Raw genomic sequence first — 15,460 nt, 5'->3', positions numbered from 1 at the left:
GCGCCGGGCCGCCCTCCAGCGTGTCCAGCGCCCGGCCGACCAGCGCGACGAGGTCGCCCTTCTGGCCGTGCTCGCCCCAGTACAGCATCGCCTCGCGCAGCGCTCCCAGCACTGCCGCGACGAACACCCGGACCGCCAGGTCGTCGGGGGCGCGCCCGCTGCGGGCGGCGAGCACACCGGCCAGCTCCTTCGCCGTGCATGCCATGCTCTCCGCCATCCGGACCCGGATTGCGGGGACCTCCACCATCAGCCGGGTGCGTTGCCGCAGCTCCTGTTCCTCGGTGGCCAGGAAGGCGGCGAGGGTGCCGGTCAGCACCTGCCGGAGCGACTCCAGCGGCGGCTCACCGGCCGGGCGGGTGCGCAGGGCGGCGGCCAGGACCTGGTCGTACTCGTCGGTGAGGACGATGTCCTCCTTGGCCGGGAAGTACCGGAAGACGGTGCTGGGCGACACCTCGGCCGCCTCCGCTATCTGCTCGACCGTCGTCGCGTCGTACCCCTGCTCGGCGATCAGCCGGTAGGTGGCCCGGCGGATCGCGATCCGGGTCCTGAGCTTCTTCCGCTCGCGCAGTCCCAGCTGCGGGGGCGTTCCCGGAACGGAAACGGAAGGGTTACGGGAGGTGGCGGCCATGGTCGTCATTGTCGGGCATCGGCGGGCCGCCGGCACCGGTCGTGAAGGGTGCTCAGTGGTGGTTGTAGGCGACCAGGGAGATGCCGACGTAGTGCACCACGAAGGCCGCCAGGGTCAGCGAGTGGAACACCTCGTGGAAGCCGAACCACCGGGGCGAGGGGTTGGGGCGCTTGATGCCGTAGATGACACCACCGGCGCTGTAGAGCAGCCCGCCGACGACGACCAGCACCAGCACGGCGATCCCGCCGGTGCGCATGAAGTCCGGCAGGAAGAAGACCGCGGCCCAGCCCATGGCTATGTAGCACGGTGTGTAGAGCCAGCGCGGGGCGCCGACCCAGAACACCCGGAAGGCGATCCCCGCGGCGGCGGCCCCCCAGACCGCCCACAGCAGCGGCGTCCCGGTGGACTCGGGGAGCAGCAGCAGGGTCAGCGGGGTGTAGGTGCCCGCGATGATCAGGAAGATGTTGGCGTGGTCGAGCCGGCGGAGCACCGCCTCGCCGCGCGGACTCCAGTTGCCCCGGTGGTAGAGCGCGCTCACGCCGAACAGCAGGCAGGCGGTCAGGGTGTAGATCCCGCAGGCGATCCGGCCGAGGGCGCTGTCGGTGAAGGCGATCAGCACCACCCCCGCGACGATCACGGCGGGGAACATTCCGGCGTGCAGCCAGCCGCGCATCCGCGGCTTCGCCGGGACGGGGTCGGACTCGGCTGGTTCCAGCCCGGCGGACTCGGGCGCGGCGGTGGCAGCAGTCATTCCGGCATCGTACCTACGGGACCGTAGGTACGGCCGCCCCGGTGCGGGAGTGGGCTCCCGGCGCCCCGCGGTTCGCTGGTCCACTCCCTGCCGCGGGGAGGCCGCACCCGATACGAGTGGCAATGCTCACGTGTGCGCCCCCCTGGACATATGGGCGAAACGGTCGGATGATCAAATGAGTGCGGTCGGCACCGGATGAGCGCCAACGAGATTCGAAGGGGTCGAAGCGTCCGGGTCGCAGCCCCCACGGGGCAACTACCAAACAGATACCCCTCAACAAGGAGCGATCGTGGCGCGCGACATCGCGGCTCCCCTCACTGTCCCCACCGATCACCAGGAGCTCGTTTCCTGGGTGAACGAGATCGCAGCGATAACAGAGCCGGACCAGGTGGTCTGGTGCGACGGCTCCGAGGCCGAGTACGAGCGCCTGTGCGGAGAGCTCGTGGCCAAGGGCACGTTCACGAAGCTGGACGAGACCAAGCGCCCGAATTCGTACTACGCCGCGTCCGACCCGAGCGATGTCGCCCGCGTCGAGGACCGCACGTTCATCTGCTCCGAGAAGGAAGAGGACGCCGGCCCGACGAACCACTGGAAGGCCCCCGCCGAGATGCGGGAGATCTTTACTGGTGAGCAGGGCATCTTCCGCGGCTCGATGCGCGGTCGCACGATGTATGTCGTCCCGTTCTGCATGGGCCCCGTCGGCTCCCCGCTCTCCGCCATCGGCGTCGAGATCACCGACTCCGCCTACGTCGCCGTCTCGATGCGCACCATGACCCGCATGGGACAGGCCGTCCTGGACGAGCTCGGCACCGACGGCTTCTTCGTCAAGGCCGTCCACACGCTGGGCGCCCCCCTGGAGGAGGGCCAGGAGGACGTTCCGTGGCCGTGCAACTCCACCAAGTACATCTCGCACTTCCCCGAGGACCGCGAGATCTGGTCCTACGGCTCCGGCTACGGCGGCAACGCCCTGCTCGGCAAGAAGTGCTACGCGCTGCGCATCGCCTCCGTCATGGCGCGTGACGAGGGCTGGCTCGCCGAGCACATGCTGATCCTCAAGCTCACCCCGCCGCAGGGCGAGGCGAAGTACGTCGCCGCCGCGTTCCCGAGCGCCTGCGGCAAGACCAACCTCGCCATGCTGGAGCCGACGATCCCCGGCTGGACCGTGGAGACCATCGGCGACGACATCGCCTGGATGCGCTTCGGCGAGGACGGCCGGCTGTACGCGATCAACCCGGAGGCGGGCTTCTTCGGTGTCGCGCCCGGCACCGGCGAGCACACCAACGCCAACGCCATGAAGACCATGTGGGGCAACTCCGTCTTCACCAACGTCGCGCTCACCGACGACGGCGACGTGTGGTGGGAGGGCATGACGGAGACCGCTCCGGCCCACCTCACCGACTGGAAGGGCAACGACTGGACGCCCGCGTCCGACACCCCGGCCGCCCACCCCAACGCCCGCTTCACCGTCCCGGCCGGCCAGTGCCCGATCATCGCGCCCGAGTGGGAGGACCCGAAGGGCGTGCCGATCTCGGCCATCCTCTTCGGCGGCCGCCGCGCCTCGGCCGTCCCGCTGGTCACCGAGTCCTTCACCTGGCAGCACGGCGTCTTCCTCGGGGCCAACGTCGCCTCCGAGAAGACCGCCGCCGCCGAGGGCAAGGTCGGCGAGCTGCGCCGCGACCCGTTCGCCATGCTGCCGTTCTGCGGCTACAACATGGGCGACTACATGAACCACTGGGTCAAGGTCGGCGCCGACAAGGACCAGGCCAAGCTCCCGAAGATCTACTACGTGAACTGGTTCCGCAAGAACGACGCGGGCAAGTTCGTGTGGCCCGGCTTCGGTGAGAACAGCCGCGTCCTGAAGTGGATCGTCGAGCGCCTCGACGGCAAGGCCGAGGGCGTCGAGTCCCCGATCGGCATCCTGCCGGCCAAGGGCTCCCTCGACACGGACGGCCTGGACATCTCCGAGTCCGACCTGGACTTCCTGCTCAACGTCGACAAGGAGGTCTGGCGCGAGGAGGCGGCGCTGGTCCCCGAGCACCTCAACACCTTCGGCGACCACACGCCGAAGGAGCTGTGGGACGAGTACCGCGCGCTGGTCGAGCGCCTGGGCTGACGCACCCCGGGCGCACCCCGCGCGGGTGCGCCCCGCACGCCCCGCGGCCGGGCTCTCGGACATCCGCCCTGACCTGTGGGGTCAACAGCCCGCCGCGGTACGGCCCCCGGAATCCCCTCACGGTTCCGGGGGCCGCCCTTTTTTGTACCGTGCTCCGCCCCGCGTTCCGTCCCGTTCCTGCCGTTTCATGAAGAACAGCCCGGCATTGCCCTGCACTTGCGCACGGCACCTTCACAAGATTCGATGTTCCTTCACATGTCTCCGGCTCGGTCGGCCGGGGACCAACCGAGCTTGTGGGGGACTCAGTTGAGAAGGAATCAGCACCGCATACGTATCGCGGCGACGCTCGCCGCGATGACGCTCGGCACCGCCGGGCTCACCGCCCTCGCTCCGTCCGCCGCCCTCGCGGCCGACGGCCCGGTTCCCGGTGACACCGTGGCCAAGCTGCCGATCTCCTCGTACTCGGCCATGGTCGTCGACTCGGTGCACGAGCGGGTCTACGTCACGGACGACCGCCGGGAACGGGTCGCGAACCAGGTCCATGTCTACAACTTCCAGGGCCAGAAGGTCGGTTCGCTGCCCACCAGCACCGCGCCGTCCGGGATGGCCCTGAGCACCGACAGCGGCACGCTCTACGTCTCGCAGTCCTCGGGCATCCTCGCGTTCGACACCGTGACGCAGGAGCGCACCGGCTTCACCGTCGCCGCGACCGACGTGGGCTGCCCGCGCGACATTGCCTTCGCGGGCGGCAGGGAGTGGCACACCGAGACGCCGTACTACTACGGCTGCGACGCCGCCGTGACCTGGCTGTACGGCGCGAACGGGAACCAGTCCACCAACACCGGTTGGAACGGCGCCGGGCGGCTGCGGCTGACCAGCGGCCCCGAGAACCCCGACCGCATCGTGATGGCACAGACCCGCAGCCCCGGCGAGACCAACCCGTTCCTCACCACGTTCGACGCGAGCGGCGACACGCTCGTACGCGGCCCGGAGCGCCGCTTCGCGGACGCCGAGGGCCAAGGCGCCCTCGACTTGAGGGACGTGGCGCAGTCCCCCGACGGCCGGCGGATCGCCGTCGCCGACGCCGCGTACGGCACCCGGCTCCTGGAGGCCGCCGACCTGTCCGACGCACCGGTCGCGTACCAGCCGCTGCCCGAGGGTGCGAAGGCGTCCGCCGTCGCCTTCAGCGGCGACGGCACCTACATGGCGCGGGGCGCCGCCGCGACCGGGAGCACGGCCGATCTGCTCGTGCAGCCGACCGACCCGGCGTCCGGCACGGCGCCGCTGGAGTTCGCCTTCGAGGGCGCGCTCGACGGGGACCGGATCGCGCCGCGCGGGCTCGGCTGGTCGAAGGACGGCTCACGGCTGTTCGCCGTCACCACCAACACCTCCGGCCACGAGTTCTGGCTGCATGTCATCCAGCCCCCGGCCGCCCAGTACGACTCCCGCTTCACCGGCGGGCTCTCCACCACCCCGGGCCGGCCCGTCGTCGGCGAACCGGTCGGGATCAGGGGCCGGCTGGAGCTGGACGGGCCCGCGCCCACCGAACCGGTCAGGGTGACGGCGGTACGGCACGACGCGAACGGCGACCGCGAACTCGCCCCCGTCGAGGTCGACGCCGACGGGTCGTTCACCGTCCTCGACGTCCCGTCGCTGGTCGGCGACGCCACCTACACCGTCTCGTTCACCGGTGACATCACCCATCGCCCGGCCGAGGACACCTCGCTCACCGTCGCGGTCGACAAGGCCCCGACCACCATCGCCCTCACCGCCCCGGCGGAGGCGACGAAGAGCGCCGGGCTGACGATCACCGGCACCCTCACCGGTCAGGGCCGGGCGCTGCCCACCGGGATCACCGTGTCCGTGGTGCGCACCGACCGGAAGGGCACCGGCACCCTGACCTCGGCCGCCGTCGCCGCCGACGGCACGTTCACCATCGACGACCTGCCCCGGACCACCGGCCAGGTGACGTATCAGGTCGGCTACGCCGGTGACGCCCTGCACAGCGGATCGACGGCGTCGGCGACGGTACGGGTGCGCAGCTGACGGGAGCCGTTCGCGAGCCCCTGGAGCCGAGGACCGGGGCCGGACCGGGGCCGGAGCGGGCACCACCCGTTCCGGCCCCGGTCCTCCGGATGGCGCGTACGGGGGCTGCCTGCGCCGCGCCTCTCGAACCGCTGCCAGGTGTGGTCCGTGCGGGGACGGGGACGGCCGCCCGTACGCCACGGGAATGAGTGACACCCGGCCCACGGGCCTCGGCGGCTCGCGGACCGGGGCCGTCAGTGGGCGCCGACCAGCGGGGCGGCAGGGGCGGCGGCGAGCGCCGCGGTGTGGGCGTCCATGCGCTCTGCCGCGAGAATAGCGGCCGCCGTGTCGGCACGGGACGCGGCCACCACCAGAGCGCGGCCCGCGAGGGCGTGGGCGCGGCGGTGCAGTGCCGGAGCGGGCGCGTCGGTCCGGCCGGTGTGCCGGGCGGGCGGTGCGCCGCGCAGCCTGGCGACCTGCTCGGCGATGAGGTCGCCCGCCTCGCCGAGGCCAAGCTCGTCGCTGACCGTGAGGAGCGCGGCCAGGTGTCCGGCGAGCTGGATGTCCAGCTCTTCCTCGCGGGAGCGGTGCGGGAAGTCGTCGGCGTGGTCGGCCGGTGTGTGGACCGATTTGGTGCGGATCGGTTCGTACATGGATGGCCTCCTGGTGTTGCAGTGGAACCATCCTACATTGGATTCAGTCTAAAGTTATCTGCAATCGATTCTGGTGTCCGCGGAATCGTCGGCGGACGGGACTCAGGGCTGGCCGTACCCGTCCAGGAAATGCCCGATCCGGTCCACCGCGTCCGTCAGATCCTCGGTGGACGGCAGCGTCACGACCCGGAAGTGATCGGGCTCCGGCCAGTTGAACCCCGTACCGTGCACGACCATGATCTTCTCGGCCCGCAGCAGATCGAGCACCATCTGCCGGTCGTCCTTGATCTTGTAGACCTTGGGGTCGAGGCGCGGGAAGAGATACAGCGCCCCCTTCGGCTTCACACAGGTCACGCCCGGGATCTGCGTCAGCAGATCGTACGCCGCGTCGCGCTGCTCCAGGATCCGTCCGCCCGGCAGCACCAGGTCGTCGATCGACTGCCGCCCGCCCAGTGCGGTGGCCACGGCGTACTGCGAGGGCATATTGGCGCACAGCCGCATATTGGCGAGGATCGTCAGCCCCTCGATGTACGAGGAGGCGTGCGCCTTCGGACCGCAGACCGCCAGCCACCCCGACCGGTATCCGGCCACCCGGTAGTTCTTGGAGAGCCCGTTGAAGGTGAGCACCATCAGGTCGGGCGCGATCGTCGCGGTCGGGGTGTGGGTCGCCCCGTCGTACAGGATCCGGTCGTAGATCTCGTCGGAGCAGACCACCAGATTGTGGCGCCGGGCGATATCCGTCAGCCCGCGCAGCATCTCGTCGTCGTACACCGCACCCGTCGGGTTGTTCGGGTTGATGATCACGAGTGCCTTGGTGCGGTCGGTGATCCTCCGCTCGATGTCGGCGAGGTCCGGCATCCAGTCGGACTGCTCGTCGCACCGGTAGTGCACGGCCGTGCCGCCGGCCAGCGACACCGAAGCGGTCCACAGCGGATAGTCCGGAGCCGGTACGAGGACCTCGTCGCCGTCGTCGAGCAGCGCCTGCATCGACATCTGGATCAGCTCGGAGACGCCGTTGCCCAGGTAGATGTCCTCGACATCGAGGTCGATCCCCTTGGTCTGGTAGTGCTGCATCACCGCCCGCCGCGCGGACAGCAGCCCCTTCGCGTCGCCGTAGCCGTGCGCCCCGGAGAGGTTGCGCAGTATGTCCTCGAGAATCTCGGGCGGGCACTCGAACCCGAACGCGGCAGGGTTGCCGGTGTTCAGCTTGAGGATGCGGTGACCGGCCGCTTCCAGCCGCATCGCCTCCTCAAGCACGGGGCCCCGGATTTCGTAACAGACGTTGGCGAGCTTCGTGGACTGGATGACCTGCATGTCCGGGAGCTTACGACCGCCTCCCGCGCACTGCCCGTCCCTTCCCCTCCGATTGCCCCACTTGGGTACCCTCCCCGTCTTCCATAGCCATGCCCCCACCGTCCGGCACCGTGGGAACGCCGGGCGGGGGCGGCGGCGGGGCTTCGAATGCGGTGGAACAGGGGCGTGACGGACACGGACGGGTGAGATGCGCCACGACGCGGGAGGTGTTCGGGGCGTGAGGGCGTGACGTACGGGCTCGTTGTCGGGTTGACCGTCGTATGAGCAATCCGTACGACTTCGAGATCGAGCCGGAGGTGCGCGCGTGGCTGGAGAGCCTGAGCGACCAGGACTTCAAGAGGGTCGATGAAGTGGCGGGCATACTTGCCGTCCTCGGGCCGGAGCTGGGAGGTCCCTGGGCCGACCACCTCGAAGGGCCGGTCTGGGAGCTCCGGCTCCGGCTCCGCGATGTCGCGCCTCGTGTGACCTACTGGATCACCCCGGCGCGCACCATCGTGCTACTGACCGTGTTCCGTAAGACGAGGCAGCACGAGCAGGGACAGATCGACCGCGCCGTGCGCGCCCAGAAAGTCTGCGAAAGCGCGCATCATGAACCGGTGACTGCGACGTATGAGAGGAAGGCGTGATGGCCGGACAGCACAGCCGCTGGATTCCCTCGGGTGTCCGGACGGACGATCCGGAGCGGATTGCCATTCGAGAGGCTCTGGCCTTCGGAAAAGCTCTCTACGACCGCCGAACCGCGCTTGGGCTCAGCGTGGCCGATCTGGCCGGACGTACCGGCATGGAGGAGGACGAGATCGAGTGCATCGAAGAGGGCGGTACAGCGCCGACGATCGAACTCCTCAGGAGCCTCGCGGCCGCCCTGGACGCCGATGTGCGCCTCACGCCCGGCCATGACCTCGGCTCCCTCTGGTTCGAAGCGCACGCGGCCTGATCGAGGGATAGCGGGCACGGAAGGCGAGACGCAGGCGCTCGTGGTCGGAAGTCATGCTCCGGCGGTACGCAGCGGGGGCGGGCGGCCGCCTCCGGCCCGCGGCGGAGGCGGCCTGGTCCTCGGGACCCCGGTCGCCGGTCCGTACACCTCGGATGTGCGTCCCCGGCAGAACTCGCATGACGTGCCGCGCGCCCCGTCGTAGGGTCCCGGCCATGGACTGGCAGGCATGGCACGACGCATACGACGTCCCCGATTCGTGGCTGGCGCGGCGCCTGCGGGCCGTCCAGGACCGGATCCGGGACGCCCTGGACACCGCACCTCCCGGCCCGCTGCGCGCGATCAGCGTGTGCGCCGGCCAGGGCCGCGACCTCATCGACGTACTGGCGGACCACCCCCGACGCGACGACGTCCGGGCCCGGTTGGTGGAGCTGGACCCCGGAAACACCGCACCGGCCCGGGAGTCGGCCCGCAGGGCCGGGCTGACGCAGGTGGAAGTGGTGACGGGCGACGCCTCGCTCACCGATCACTACGGCGATCTCGCACCGGCCGATCTCCTGCTGGTCTGCGGGGTGTTCGGCAACGTCGTCGACGTCGACATCGAGCGCACCATCGACACCTGCACCCGGCTGTGCGCTCCCGGCGGCACCGTCGTGTGGACCCGCAACCGCGCCGTACCCGACCGGGTGCCGCTGGTCTGCGACTGGTTCGAGGAACGCGACTTCGAGCGCCTGTGGCTGTCGGAACCGGACGCGGGGTACGGCGTCGGCGCGCACCGCTTCACCGGTGAGCCGCGCGAACTCGTCCCGGGACAAAGGATGTTCGACTTCGTCGGCTACGACGTCCTGAAGGCGGCAAGGGCCGGATCCCGGGCCGTGAGGCCCTGATGCACGACACCACCGCACCACCGCACGCCGATTCGTCTCCTCAGGGCAGGGCCCTCGGTCATGTCGCGTCCCTCTCGTCGGGGCGACCGGTCGACGCCTCGCTGCGGCTCACGCTGAACTTCCATCCCGACCGCGAGGCGGCGGGCCGACCGGTTCTGGCCGCTCTGGCGCAGGACGGTGTCTATCACTCGCAGTTCGTGACCGGCACCAGCAACGGCGGTCTCACGGCGTACCCGGGCGGGGACAGATGGCGTTGGGAGAGTCGGATCTTCGACGGATCCTACGACAGGGTGCCCGGCGAACAGCGACCGGTCTACGGGGCGTTGAACTTCCGTGACTCCGCCGTCGGGGCCGCCCCCAGGTTCGGCTCCGCGTTTTTCCGGCTGACTGCGGACACCCTCCCGCGTGCCACCTTCTGTTACCCGGACAGCGCGGCCGAGCCGGTGGACTTCGGTGTCGCGTCCGGGATGCATCTCATCGAGCTGGCCGAAGCGGACGACCGGGACGCGCTCGACGACTACATCGAGGCGCAGATCCACGGCCCGGTCGTTCTCGACCGCCATGTGGAGGCCCTGGTGCTCGACCCCTGCTACCGGTCCACCCCGGTCGAGGAGGCGGCCCGCCGGCTTCCCTGCCGCACGGAGTGGCACGCGGGGTTCCGGCTGACCGTGGAGCAGTTGCGGCGCCACCCCGGCTACCGGGGAGCGGAGTTCGTCGAACTCGGTGCCGAGATCGCCGAGGACGGCCTGATCGATCCGCGGATCATCGGCGACGCCGCCCGCTCCGGTCGCCACGAGCTCCAGTCGCTGAAGAAGGTGTGGCACTGCCTGGCCCGCTTCGGCGCACCGCCGCACCCGACCCGACCGCACCGGGCACAGGATGTCGGGCCCGCGGGGGTGCGCGGTTCCTAGCGTGGGTTACCACGCTGTGGTGACCGGTGCCGATGCGCCGGACGACCTGGACGTGCTGGTGGTCGCGGCCGGTACCTGGGCGGTCTTCGAGAACTCCGGGCCCTTCCCGGAGGCGCTCCAGTACCTGTGGCGGGACGTGTTCACCCAGTGGTTCCCGTCCAATCCGTACCGGAGCAGGCCCGGTCCCGAGATCCTGCGCGTCGGGCCGTCGCCGGTCGCGGGGGATGCCGCTGCTCAGCTGTGGATCCCGGTGGAGCCGGACGCCGCCTGACGGACCCTCGGGCCCGGGACGGCTTGAATCCGCCCCTTGTGGGGCCCTCTTCAGTGCGCCAACATGCGCATGTCAAATCCGAAGGAAACTTCGGTGGGCGGGGGCCATCAGGACCCTGCTCAGGTCACTGGAGGGGACCCCCACATGAAGAAGCCTCTCGTCGGTGCGCTGTTCGCCGTCCTGCTCCTCGGGGCAGGAGTCGCGCCCGCAACCGCGGCGACCGGCCACGAAGCGGCGTCGCCCACCGCGGTCAAGGAGAAGGTCAGGCTGCCCAAGGCGGTCAACTTCGCCGGGACCGTGGCGCTCAGCAACTGTTCCGGCTCCGTCGTCCGCACCCCGGACTCCCAGCCCGGCGATCCCGCGCTGGTGCTCTCCAACGGGCACTGCATGGAGACGGGATTTCCGGGCCCCGGTGAGGTCGTGTTCAACCGGCCGTCCACCCGCGGCTTCACCCTGCTGAACGCCTCGGGCAGCGGTGTCGGCACCCTGCGGGCCAGCAAGATCGCGTACGGCACCATGACCGACACCGACGTATCGGTGTACCAACTCACCAGCACCTACGCCCAGATCGAGAGCAGATACGGGATCAAGGCGCTGGAGCTCAACACCGCGCACCCGGTCCAGGGCACTGCGATCACCGTCGTGTCCGGCTACTGGAAGCGCACGTACGCCTGCAACGTCGACGGCTTCGTCTACCGCCTCAAGGAAGGGGAGTGGACCTGGAAGGACTCGGTCCGCTACACCTCCGCCTGTCAGACCATCGGCGGTACGTCCGGCTCCCCGGTGATCGACAACGCGACCGGCAAGGTCGTCGCCGTCAACAACACCGGCAACGAGGACGGTCAGCAGTGCACGGACAACAACCCGTGCGAGGTCGACGAGAACGGCAATGTGACGGTGCGCGAGGGAATCAACTACGCCCAGCAGACGTACGGCATCGTGCCGTGCATCGGCCCCGGCAACAAGTTCGACCTCAACCGTGCGGGGTGTGCCCTGCCCAAGCCGTGACCGTGTGACTCCCGTCGCCGCCGCGATGCCCGCCACCGGGTGTCGCGGCGGCGATTCGCGTTTCGCGGTTCACCGTTCGTGGTTTACGGTTCGCCGTTCGCCGTTCGCCGTTCGCCGTTCGCCGTTCGCCGTTCGCCGTTCGCGGGGCCGTCGTGTGCCGTTTACTGTTCGCCGTTCACCGTTTCGGGGTCGTCGTGCGCCTGATCGCCGCCTCGATCCCGTCGAGCAGCACGCCGAGTCCGACGTCGAACGTCTCCCTCGCCTCCCGCTCCAGATACGGCACCGCCTCCTCGCCGGGCGCGGGGGCCGGGGCCGGTGGCTGCGGAGCGGAAGCGGTCTCCATCGCCATCAGGTTCGGACAGCGCTCCGCGAAGTCCGGGGCCACCTCGCTCAGCAGCGCCGAGCGGGCGGTCCACCACTCCTCGTCCGACTCGCCCGTCGCCGCGGCGGCCTGCCGGGCCTCGGTGACCGTACCGGCGCAGCCGCGGACGAAGTGGGACAGCGTGCCGACCAGTCGCCGCAGCAGCCGCGCTTCGAGCCCGGTCGCGTTCAGCAGGCGCACGAGGGTGTCCAGTCCCGCGTACTCGTGCGGGCCGAGGACCGGGCGAGCCTGCGAGACCTGGAGCACCCAGGGGTGGCGGAGGTGGAACTCCAGCGTGTCGCGCGCCCAATCGGTCAGCCCCGCCCGCCAGTTGCCGGTGTCGGCGTACTCCGTGGGCAGCTCGGCGTGGACCGTGTCATACATCAGGTCCAGCAGTTCGCTCTTGCCGGGGACGTAGGTGTAGAGCGCCATCGCGGTGCGGCCGAGCCGCTCGCCCACCGCGCGCATCGACAGCGCGGCTATGCCGTCCTCGTCCGCGACGGTGATCGCGGCGGTCACGATCGCGTCGACGCTCAGCCCCGGCCTGGGGCCGGGACCGGGGCGCCGGTCCCGCTGCTCCGGCCGGTCGGAGCGCCAGAGCAGGGACATCGAACGGCGGGCGTCGCCCTGTCCGGCAAAGACCACCACTTGCGACTCCTTACGCCGTAAACTAACTTCGTCCAGGTAATTCCTTACGGCATAAACTATCAGTCGGAAAGGGTGGGGGTCGCTATGGGTCAGGCATTGGCCGTTTCGTATGTGCGGGTCGTCGGAGTGGAGCGGATCACTCCGCGGACGGCGCGCGTCACCTTCGCCGGTGACGCGCTGGCGGGGCTCATGGAGGACCGGCCCGACCAGCAGATGAAGCTCTGCTTTCCGAGGCAGGGGCAGGGGACGCCCCGGCTGCCGGAGCCGGACGCCGACGACACCTACGGCATGCGGTGGTACGAGGCGTATCTCGCGATCCCCGAGCCCGAGCGGCCGCTGATGCGGAGCTTCACCGTTCGCGGGTACGACCACCGACGGGATGTCATGGCGGTCGACTTCGTGCTTCATGGCGACGACGGGCCCGCCACCCGCTGGGGGCGGAACGCGCGACCCGGCGATGTGCTCGGCATGGTCGGCCCGTCGTCGCTGTACGCCCGGCCGCTGCCCGCCGCCGACTGGCTGCTGCTGGTCGGCGACGAGACGGCGCTCCCCGCGATCGCGACCCTGCTGGAGTCCCTGCCGGCCGGGGCGCGGGCGCTCGTTTGGGCCGAGGTCGCCGACGCGGCGGAGGAGCAGTCGCTCGGCTCGCCCGCTGACGTGAGCATCCACTGGGTGCACCGCGACCGGGGCGGGTCGTTGGTGGACGCGGTGCGGGCGGCCCGGCTGCCCGCCGGGTCCGGGGCCGCCTGGCTGGCCGGGGAGGCGGGGGCGGTACGGGCCCTGCGCCGCCATCTGGTCGAGGAGCGTGGGCTGCCCAGGGCGGCCGTGCAGTTCAGCGGGTACTGGCGGCGCAGCCTCACCCAGGACGACGCCCCGACCGAGGAGGACCTGGCCTGGGCGAAGGAGCAGGCAGGGGAGTAGACGGGGGAGGGGCCTCATAGGCCGCCCCGGGCGCGCCCCGTTCCCCGGACGGACCGGCCCGCCAGTGTCTGGGTGCGGCGGCCGTCCTCCATGACGAACCGGCCGTCGATCAGTACGTGCGGGATGCCGGCCGGCAGGGTGCGCGGCTCCTCGAACGTGGAGCCCGCCGTAACCGTCGCCGGATCGAAGAGGACCAGGTCGGCGCGGTAGCCCTCGCGGACGTACCCCCGGTCGGCCAGACGCAGCCGCCGGGCCGGGCGCGAGGTGAGGTGGGCGACGCACTCCTCCAGCGACAGGGCTCCCAACTTCCATACGTACCGGCCCAGATACTCCGGGGGCTCGGCCCGGAGGCGTTCGCGGGGCGGATCTCGGCGATCCGGACGTCCCGGATGCCCACGTCGGCGAGGCGGCCGGGGGTGCCGGTGCCGTCGACGACGTGGGCGTTACGGATGGCCAGGTCCATGAGGGCTCCCGGTACAGGCCCCTCCGGCGGGCGAGGAGCGATTCGGTCCCCTCCTGCGGTCGGGGGAGGCCCCGCAGGGCGGTTCCCCCGCAAGGCAGTTCCCCCGCAAGGCAGTTCCCCCGTGGGGCAGTTCCCCCGTGGGGCAGTTCCTCCGCAGGGCTGCTCCCCCACAAGGTTCCGCAGGCGTCAGAAGAAGGTGCGGATGTAGTCCGTGACCGTGCCGTCCGCCGCGACCAGCGGAATCAGCTGCCACTTGTCGAAGCTGGTGCACGGATGCGACAGGCCCATCCCCACCCAGTCGCCGACCTCCAGCTCCGCACCCGGCTCCGTACGCACCCAGGTGTGCTGGTCCGACAGACCGGTCACCGAGACACCCGCCGCGGGCCGGACCGTGCCGTCCCGGCCGGACCGTACGACCTGCGCCTCGGGGAGGTCGAGGTCGTACGCCGCGTCCCGCTTGCCCGCGTTGAGGAAGGCCTGCTCGGCCGTCGGGCGCGACACGACCTGCGCCCACAACCGGAAGGCGGGCTGCAGCTCCCCCTCCTCCGGCACCCGGTTGAACGGGGTCAGATGACGGTAGTGGCCGTCGTCGTGCGAGACATAGGCGCCCGAGCGCAGCAGCTTCAGCACCGGCGCGGACAGCTCCGGGATCTGCGCGAACACGTCCGCCACCGCGTCGAACCACGCGCTGCCGCCCGCACTGATCACGATCTCCTCGCCTGCCGCGAAGCGCCCCGCGCGGTCGAAGCCGACGGCGAGCGCGACGAGCCGGCGCAGCCAGTCCTGTACCCGCTCGCCCGACGCCTTGGGCACCTCGCCCTCGTAACCGGCCACGCCCACCAGGCGCAGGGTCCCGGCCTCCGCCACCGCGTCGGCCACCGCCGCGCATTCGGCCTCGGTGCGGACGCCGGTGCGCGCACCCTCGCCCGCGCCCAGTTCCACCACGACGTCGACGGGGCGGGAGGCGCCCGCCGCGCGCAGGGCCTCGTCCATCAGCTCCACACCGCGCACCGAGTCGACGTAGCAGACGAAGCGGAACTCCGGGTCGGAGTCCAGCTCGGCGGCGAGCCAGCGCAGGGCCGCGGCGTCGACGAGCTCGTTGGCGAGGAAGATCCGCCGGATCCCGTACGCCCGGTAGACCCGTGCCTGGTGCGGCACGGCCGCGGTGATGCCCCAGGCACCGTGCTCCAGCTGGCGGGCGAAGAGCTGCGGGGACATGGAGGTCTTGCCGTGCGGGGCGAACGCGAGCCCGTGGCGCTGCGCGTACGTCTCCAGGAGGGCGAGGTTGTGCTCGACCGACTCGGCGGACAGGGCGAGCACCGGGGTGGTGAAGCCGCCCGTGAAGAGGTTGCGCCGCTCGGCGGCGAGGGCACCGACGGTCAGGCCCTCCGCGTCGGGCGGGAGTGCCTTGAAGCGGTGGTCGACCGGCTCGTCGGCGAGTTCGGACACAGGACGGTCGGCGGCCAAGGAAGCCTCCTCGATCGAAGTCGTCGTTGCGCCATGCGCAACATCCGTTGCGTATATCGCTCGACGCTGTCTAACATCCGAGCCGACGCCGGGTCAATGGCGTGTACC

At 70.7% G+C, this 15,460-nt stretch carries 14 protein-coding genes and 2 pseudogenes; 9 read left to right on the top strand and 7 right to left on the bottom strand.

Translation table 11 applies throughout. The features are described from left to right. Together ACWCQ6_RS06405 and trhA are read right to left on the bottom strand one after the other, a co-directional pair. The coding region (locus ACWCQ6_RS06405; RefSeq protein WP_451086017.1) for a TetR/AcrR family transcriptional regulator at positions 1–628 on the bottom strand (628 nt) is incomplete at its 3' end. A 52-nt stretch (positions 629–680) separates the two neighbouring features. Continuing rightward, on the bottom strand, positions 681–1,379 hold the full coding sequence (gene trhA / locus ACWCQ6_RS06400) for a PAQR family membrane homeostasis protein TrhA (protein WP_451086014.1): 699 nt from the start codon (positions 1,377–1,379) through the stop codon (positions 681–683). A 289-nt stretch (positions 1,380–1,668) separates the two neighbouring features. On the opposite strand from trhA, the gene ACWCQ6_RS06395 reads away from it, so the two are divergent. Then, positions 1,669–3,492 carry a phosphoenolpyruvate carboxykinase (GTP) gene (locus ACWCQ6_RS06395; RefSeq protein ID WP_451086012.1) on the top strand — a complete coding sequence of 608 codons (1,824 nt, stop codon included), beginning with the start codon at positions 1,669–1,671 and terminating at the stop codon, positions 3,490–3,492. Positions 3,493–3,798: 306 nt separating this feature from the next. Next, positions 3,799–5,538, top strand: coding sequence for an Ig-like domain repeat protein (locus tag ACWCQ6_RS06390; protein ID WP_451086010.1), 1,740 nt, complete (start codon positions 3,799–3,801; stop codon positions 5,536–5,538). A 233-nt stretch (positions 5,539–5,771) separates the two neighbouring features. On the opposite strand, the gene ACWCQ6_RS06385 is transcribed toward ACWCQ6_RS06390, so the two are convergent. Both ACWCQ6_RS06385 and ACWCQ6_RS06380 read right to left on the bottom strand, forming a co-directional pair. Continuing rightward, positions 5,772–6,170, bottom strand: a complete 399-nt coding sequence (locus tag ACWCQ6_RS06385) for an SCO4983 family protein (RefSeq protein WP_451086008.1) — start codon at positions 6,168–6,170, stop codon at positions 5,772–5,774. A 102-nt stretch (positions 6,171–6,272) separates the two neighbouring features. Further along, complete coding sequence (locus ACWCQ6_RS06380) at positions 6,273–7,484, bottom strand: pyridoxal phosphate-dependent aminotransferase (RefSeq protein ID WP_451086006.1); 1,212 nt, start codon at positions 7,482–7,484, stop codon at positions 6,273–6,275. Positions 7,485–7,744: 260 nt separating this feature from the next. Between ACWCQ6_RS06380 and ACWCQ6_RS06375 the strand changes: the two genes are divergently transcribed. The 6 genes and pseudogenes from ACWCQ6_RS06375 to ACWCQ6_RS06350 all read left to right on the top strand — a co-directional run bounded on the left by ACWCQ6_RS06375 (position 7,745) and on the right by ACWCQ6_RS06350 (position 11,492). Then, a complete protein-coding gene (locus tag ACWCQ6_RS06375; RefSeq protein ID WP_451086004.1) occupies positions 7,745–8,110 on the top strand; it encodes a type II toxin-antitoxin system RelE/ParE family toxin in 366 nt (121 codons plus the stop codon). Beyond that, positions 8,110–8,418 carry a helix-turn-helix domain-containing protein gene (locus ACWCQ6_RS06370; protein WP_451086002.1) on the top strand — a complete coding sequence of 103 codons (309 nt, stop codon included), beginning with the start codon at positions 8,110–8,112 and terminating at the stop codon, positions 8,416–8,418. Before ACWCQ6_RS06375 ends, ACWCQ6_RS06370 begins: the two co-directional genes overlap by 1 nt. A gap of 212 nt (positions 8,419–8,630) precedes the next feature. Next, positions 8,631–9,302 (top strand): class I SAM-dependent methyltransferase family protein, encoded by a 672-nt coding sequence (locus ACWCQ6_RS06365; protein ID WP_451086000.1) that lies wholly within the window; start codon positions 8,631–8,633, stop codon positions 9,300–9,302. Continuing rightward, positions 9,302–10,213: a DUF3626 domain-containing protein gene (locus ACWCQ6_RS06360; protein WP_451085998.1), complete on the top strand. Its 912-nt coding sequence runs from the start codon at positions 9,302–9,304 to the stop codon at positions 10,211–10,213. The genes ACWCQ6_RS06365 and ACWCQ6_RS06360 overlap by 1 nt, the downstream gene beginning before the upstream one ends. 7 nt (positions 10,214–10,220) lie before the next feature. Further along, positions 10,221–10,484 (top strand): annotated as a pseudogene (locus ACWCQ6_RS06355) (GyrI-like domain-containing protein); the annotation flags it as partial. Positions 10,485–10,628: 144 nt separating this feature from the next. Then, complete coding sequence (locus tag ACWCQ6_RS06350; RefSeq protein WP_451085996.1) at positions 10,629–11,492, top strand: S1 family peptidase; 864 nt, start codon at positions 10,629–10,631, stop codon at positions 11,490–11,492. 175 nt (positions 11,493–11,667) lie between these two features. Here the strand turns inward: ACWCQ6_RS06350 and ACWCQ6_RS06345 are convergent, their stop codons facing one another. Continuing rightward, positions 11,668–12,501 (bottom strand): TetR/AcrR family transcriptional regulator, encoded by an 834-nt coding sequence (locus ACWCQ6_RS06345; protein ID WP_451085994.1) that lies wholly within the window; start codon positions 12,499–12,501, stop codon positions 11,668–11,670. Positions 12,502–12,585: 84 nt separating this feature from the next. On the opposite strand from ACWCQ6_RS06345, the gene ACWCQ6_RS06340 reads away from it, so the two are divergent. Continuing rightward, positions 12,586–13,422, top strand: coding sequence for a siderophore-interacting protein (locus ACWCQ6_RS06340; RefSeq protein ID WP_451085992.1), 837 nt, complete (start codon positions 12,586–12,588; stop codon positions 13,420–13,422). Positions 13,423–13,436: 14 nt separating this feature from the next. On the opposite strand, the pseudogene ACWCQ6_RS06335 reads toward ACWCQ6_RS06340, so the two are convergent. Then, positions 13,437–13,826 (bottom strand): annotated as a pseudogene (locus tag ACWCQ6_RS06335) (amidohydrolase family protein); the annotation flags it as partial. A 245-nt stretch (positions 13,827–14,071) separates the two neighbouring features. Further along, entirely contained in the window at positions 14,072–15,352 is a 1,281-nt protein-coding gene (locus ACWCQ6_RS06330; protein WP_451085990.1) for an alanine racemase, read from the bottom strand. Between the last annotated feature and the right edge of the window lie 108 nt (positions 15,353–15,460).

The organism is Streptomyces sp. NPDC001880 (assembly GCF_053594575.1).
Note: the sequence above shows the minus strand (reverse complement) of the source record. Positions and strands in the feature narration are given on the sequence as shown.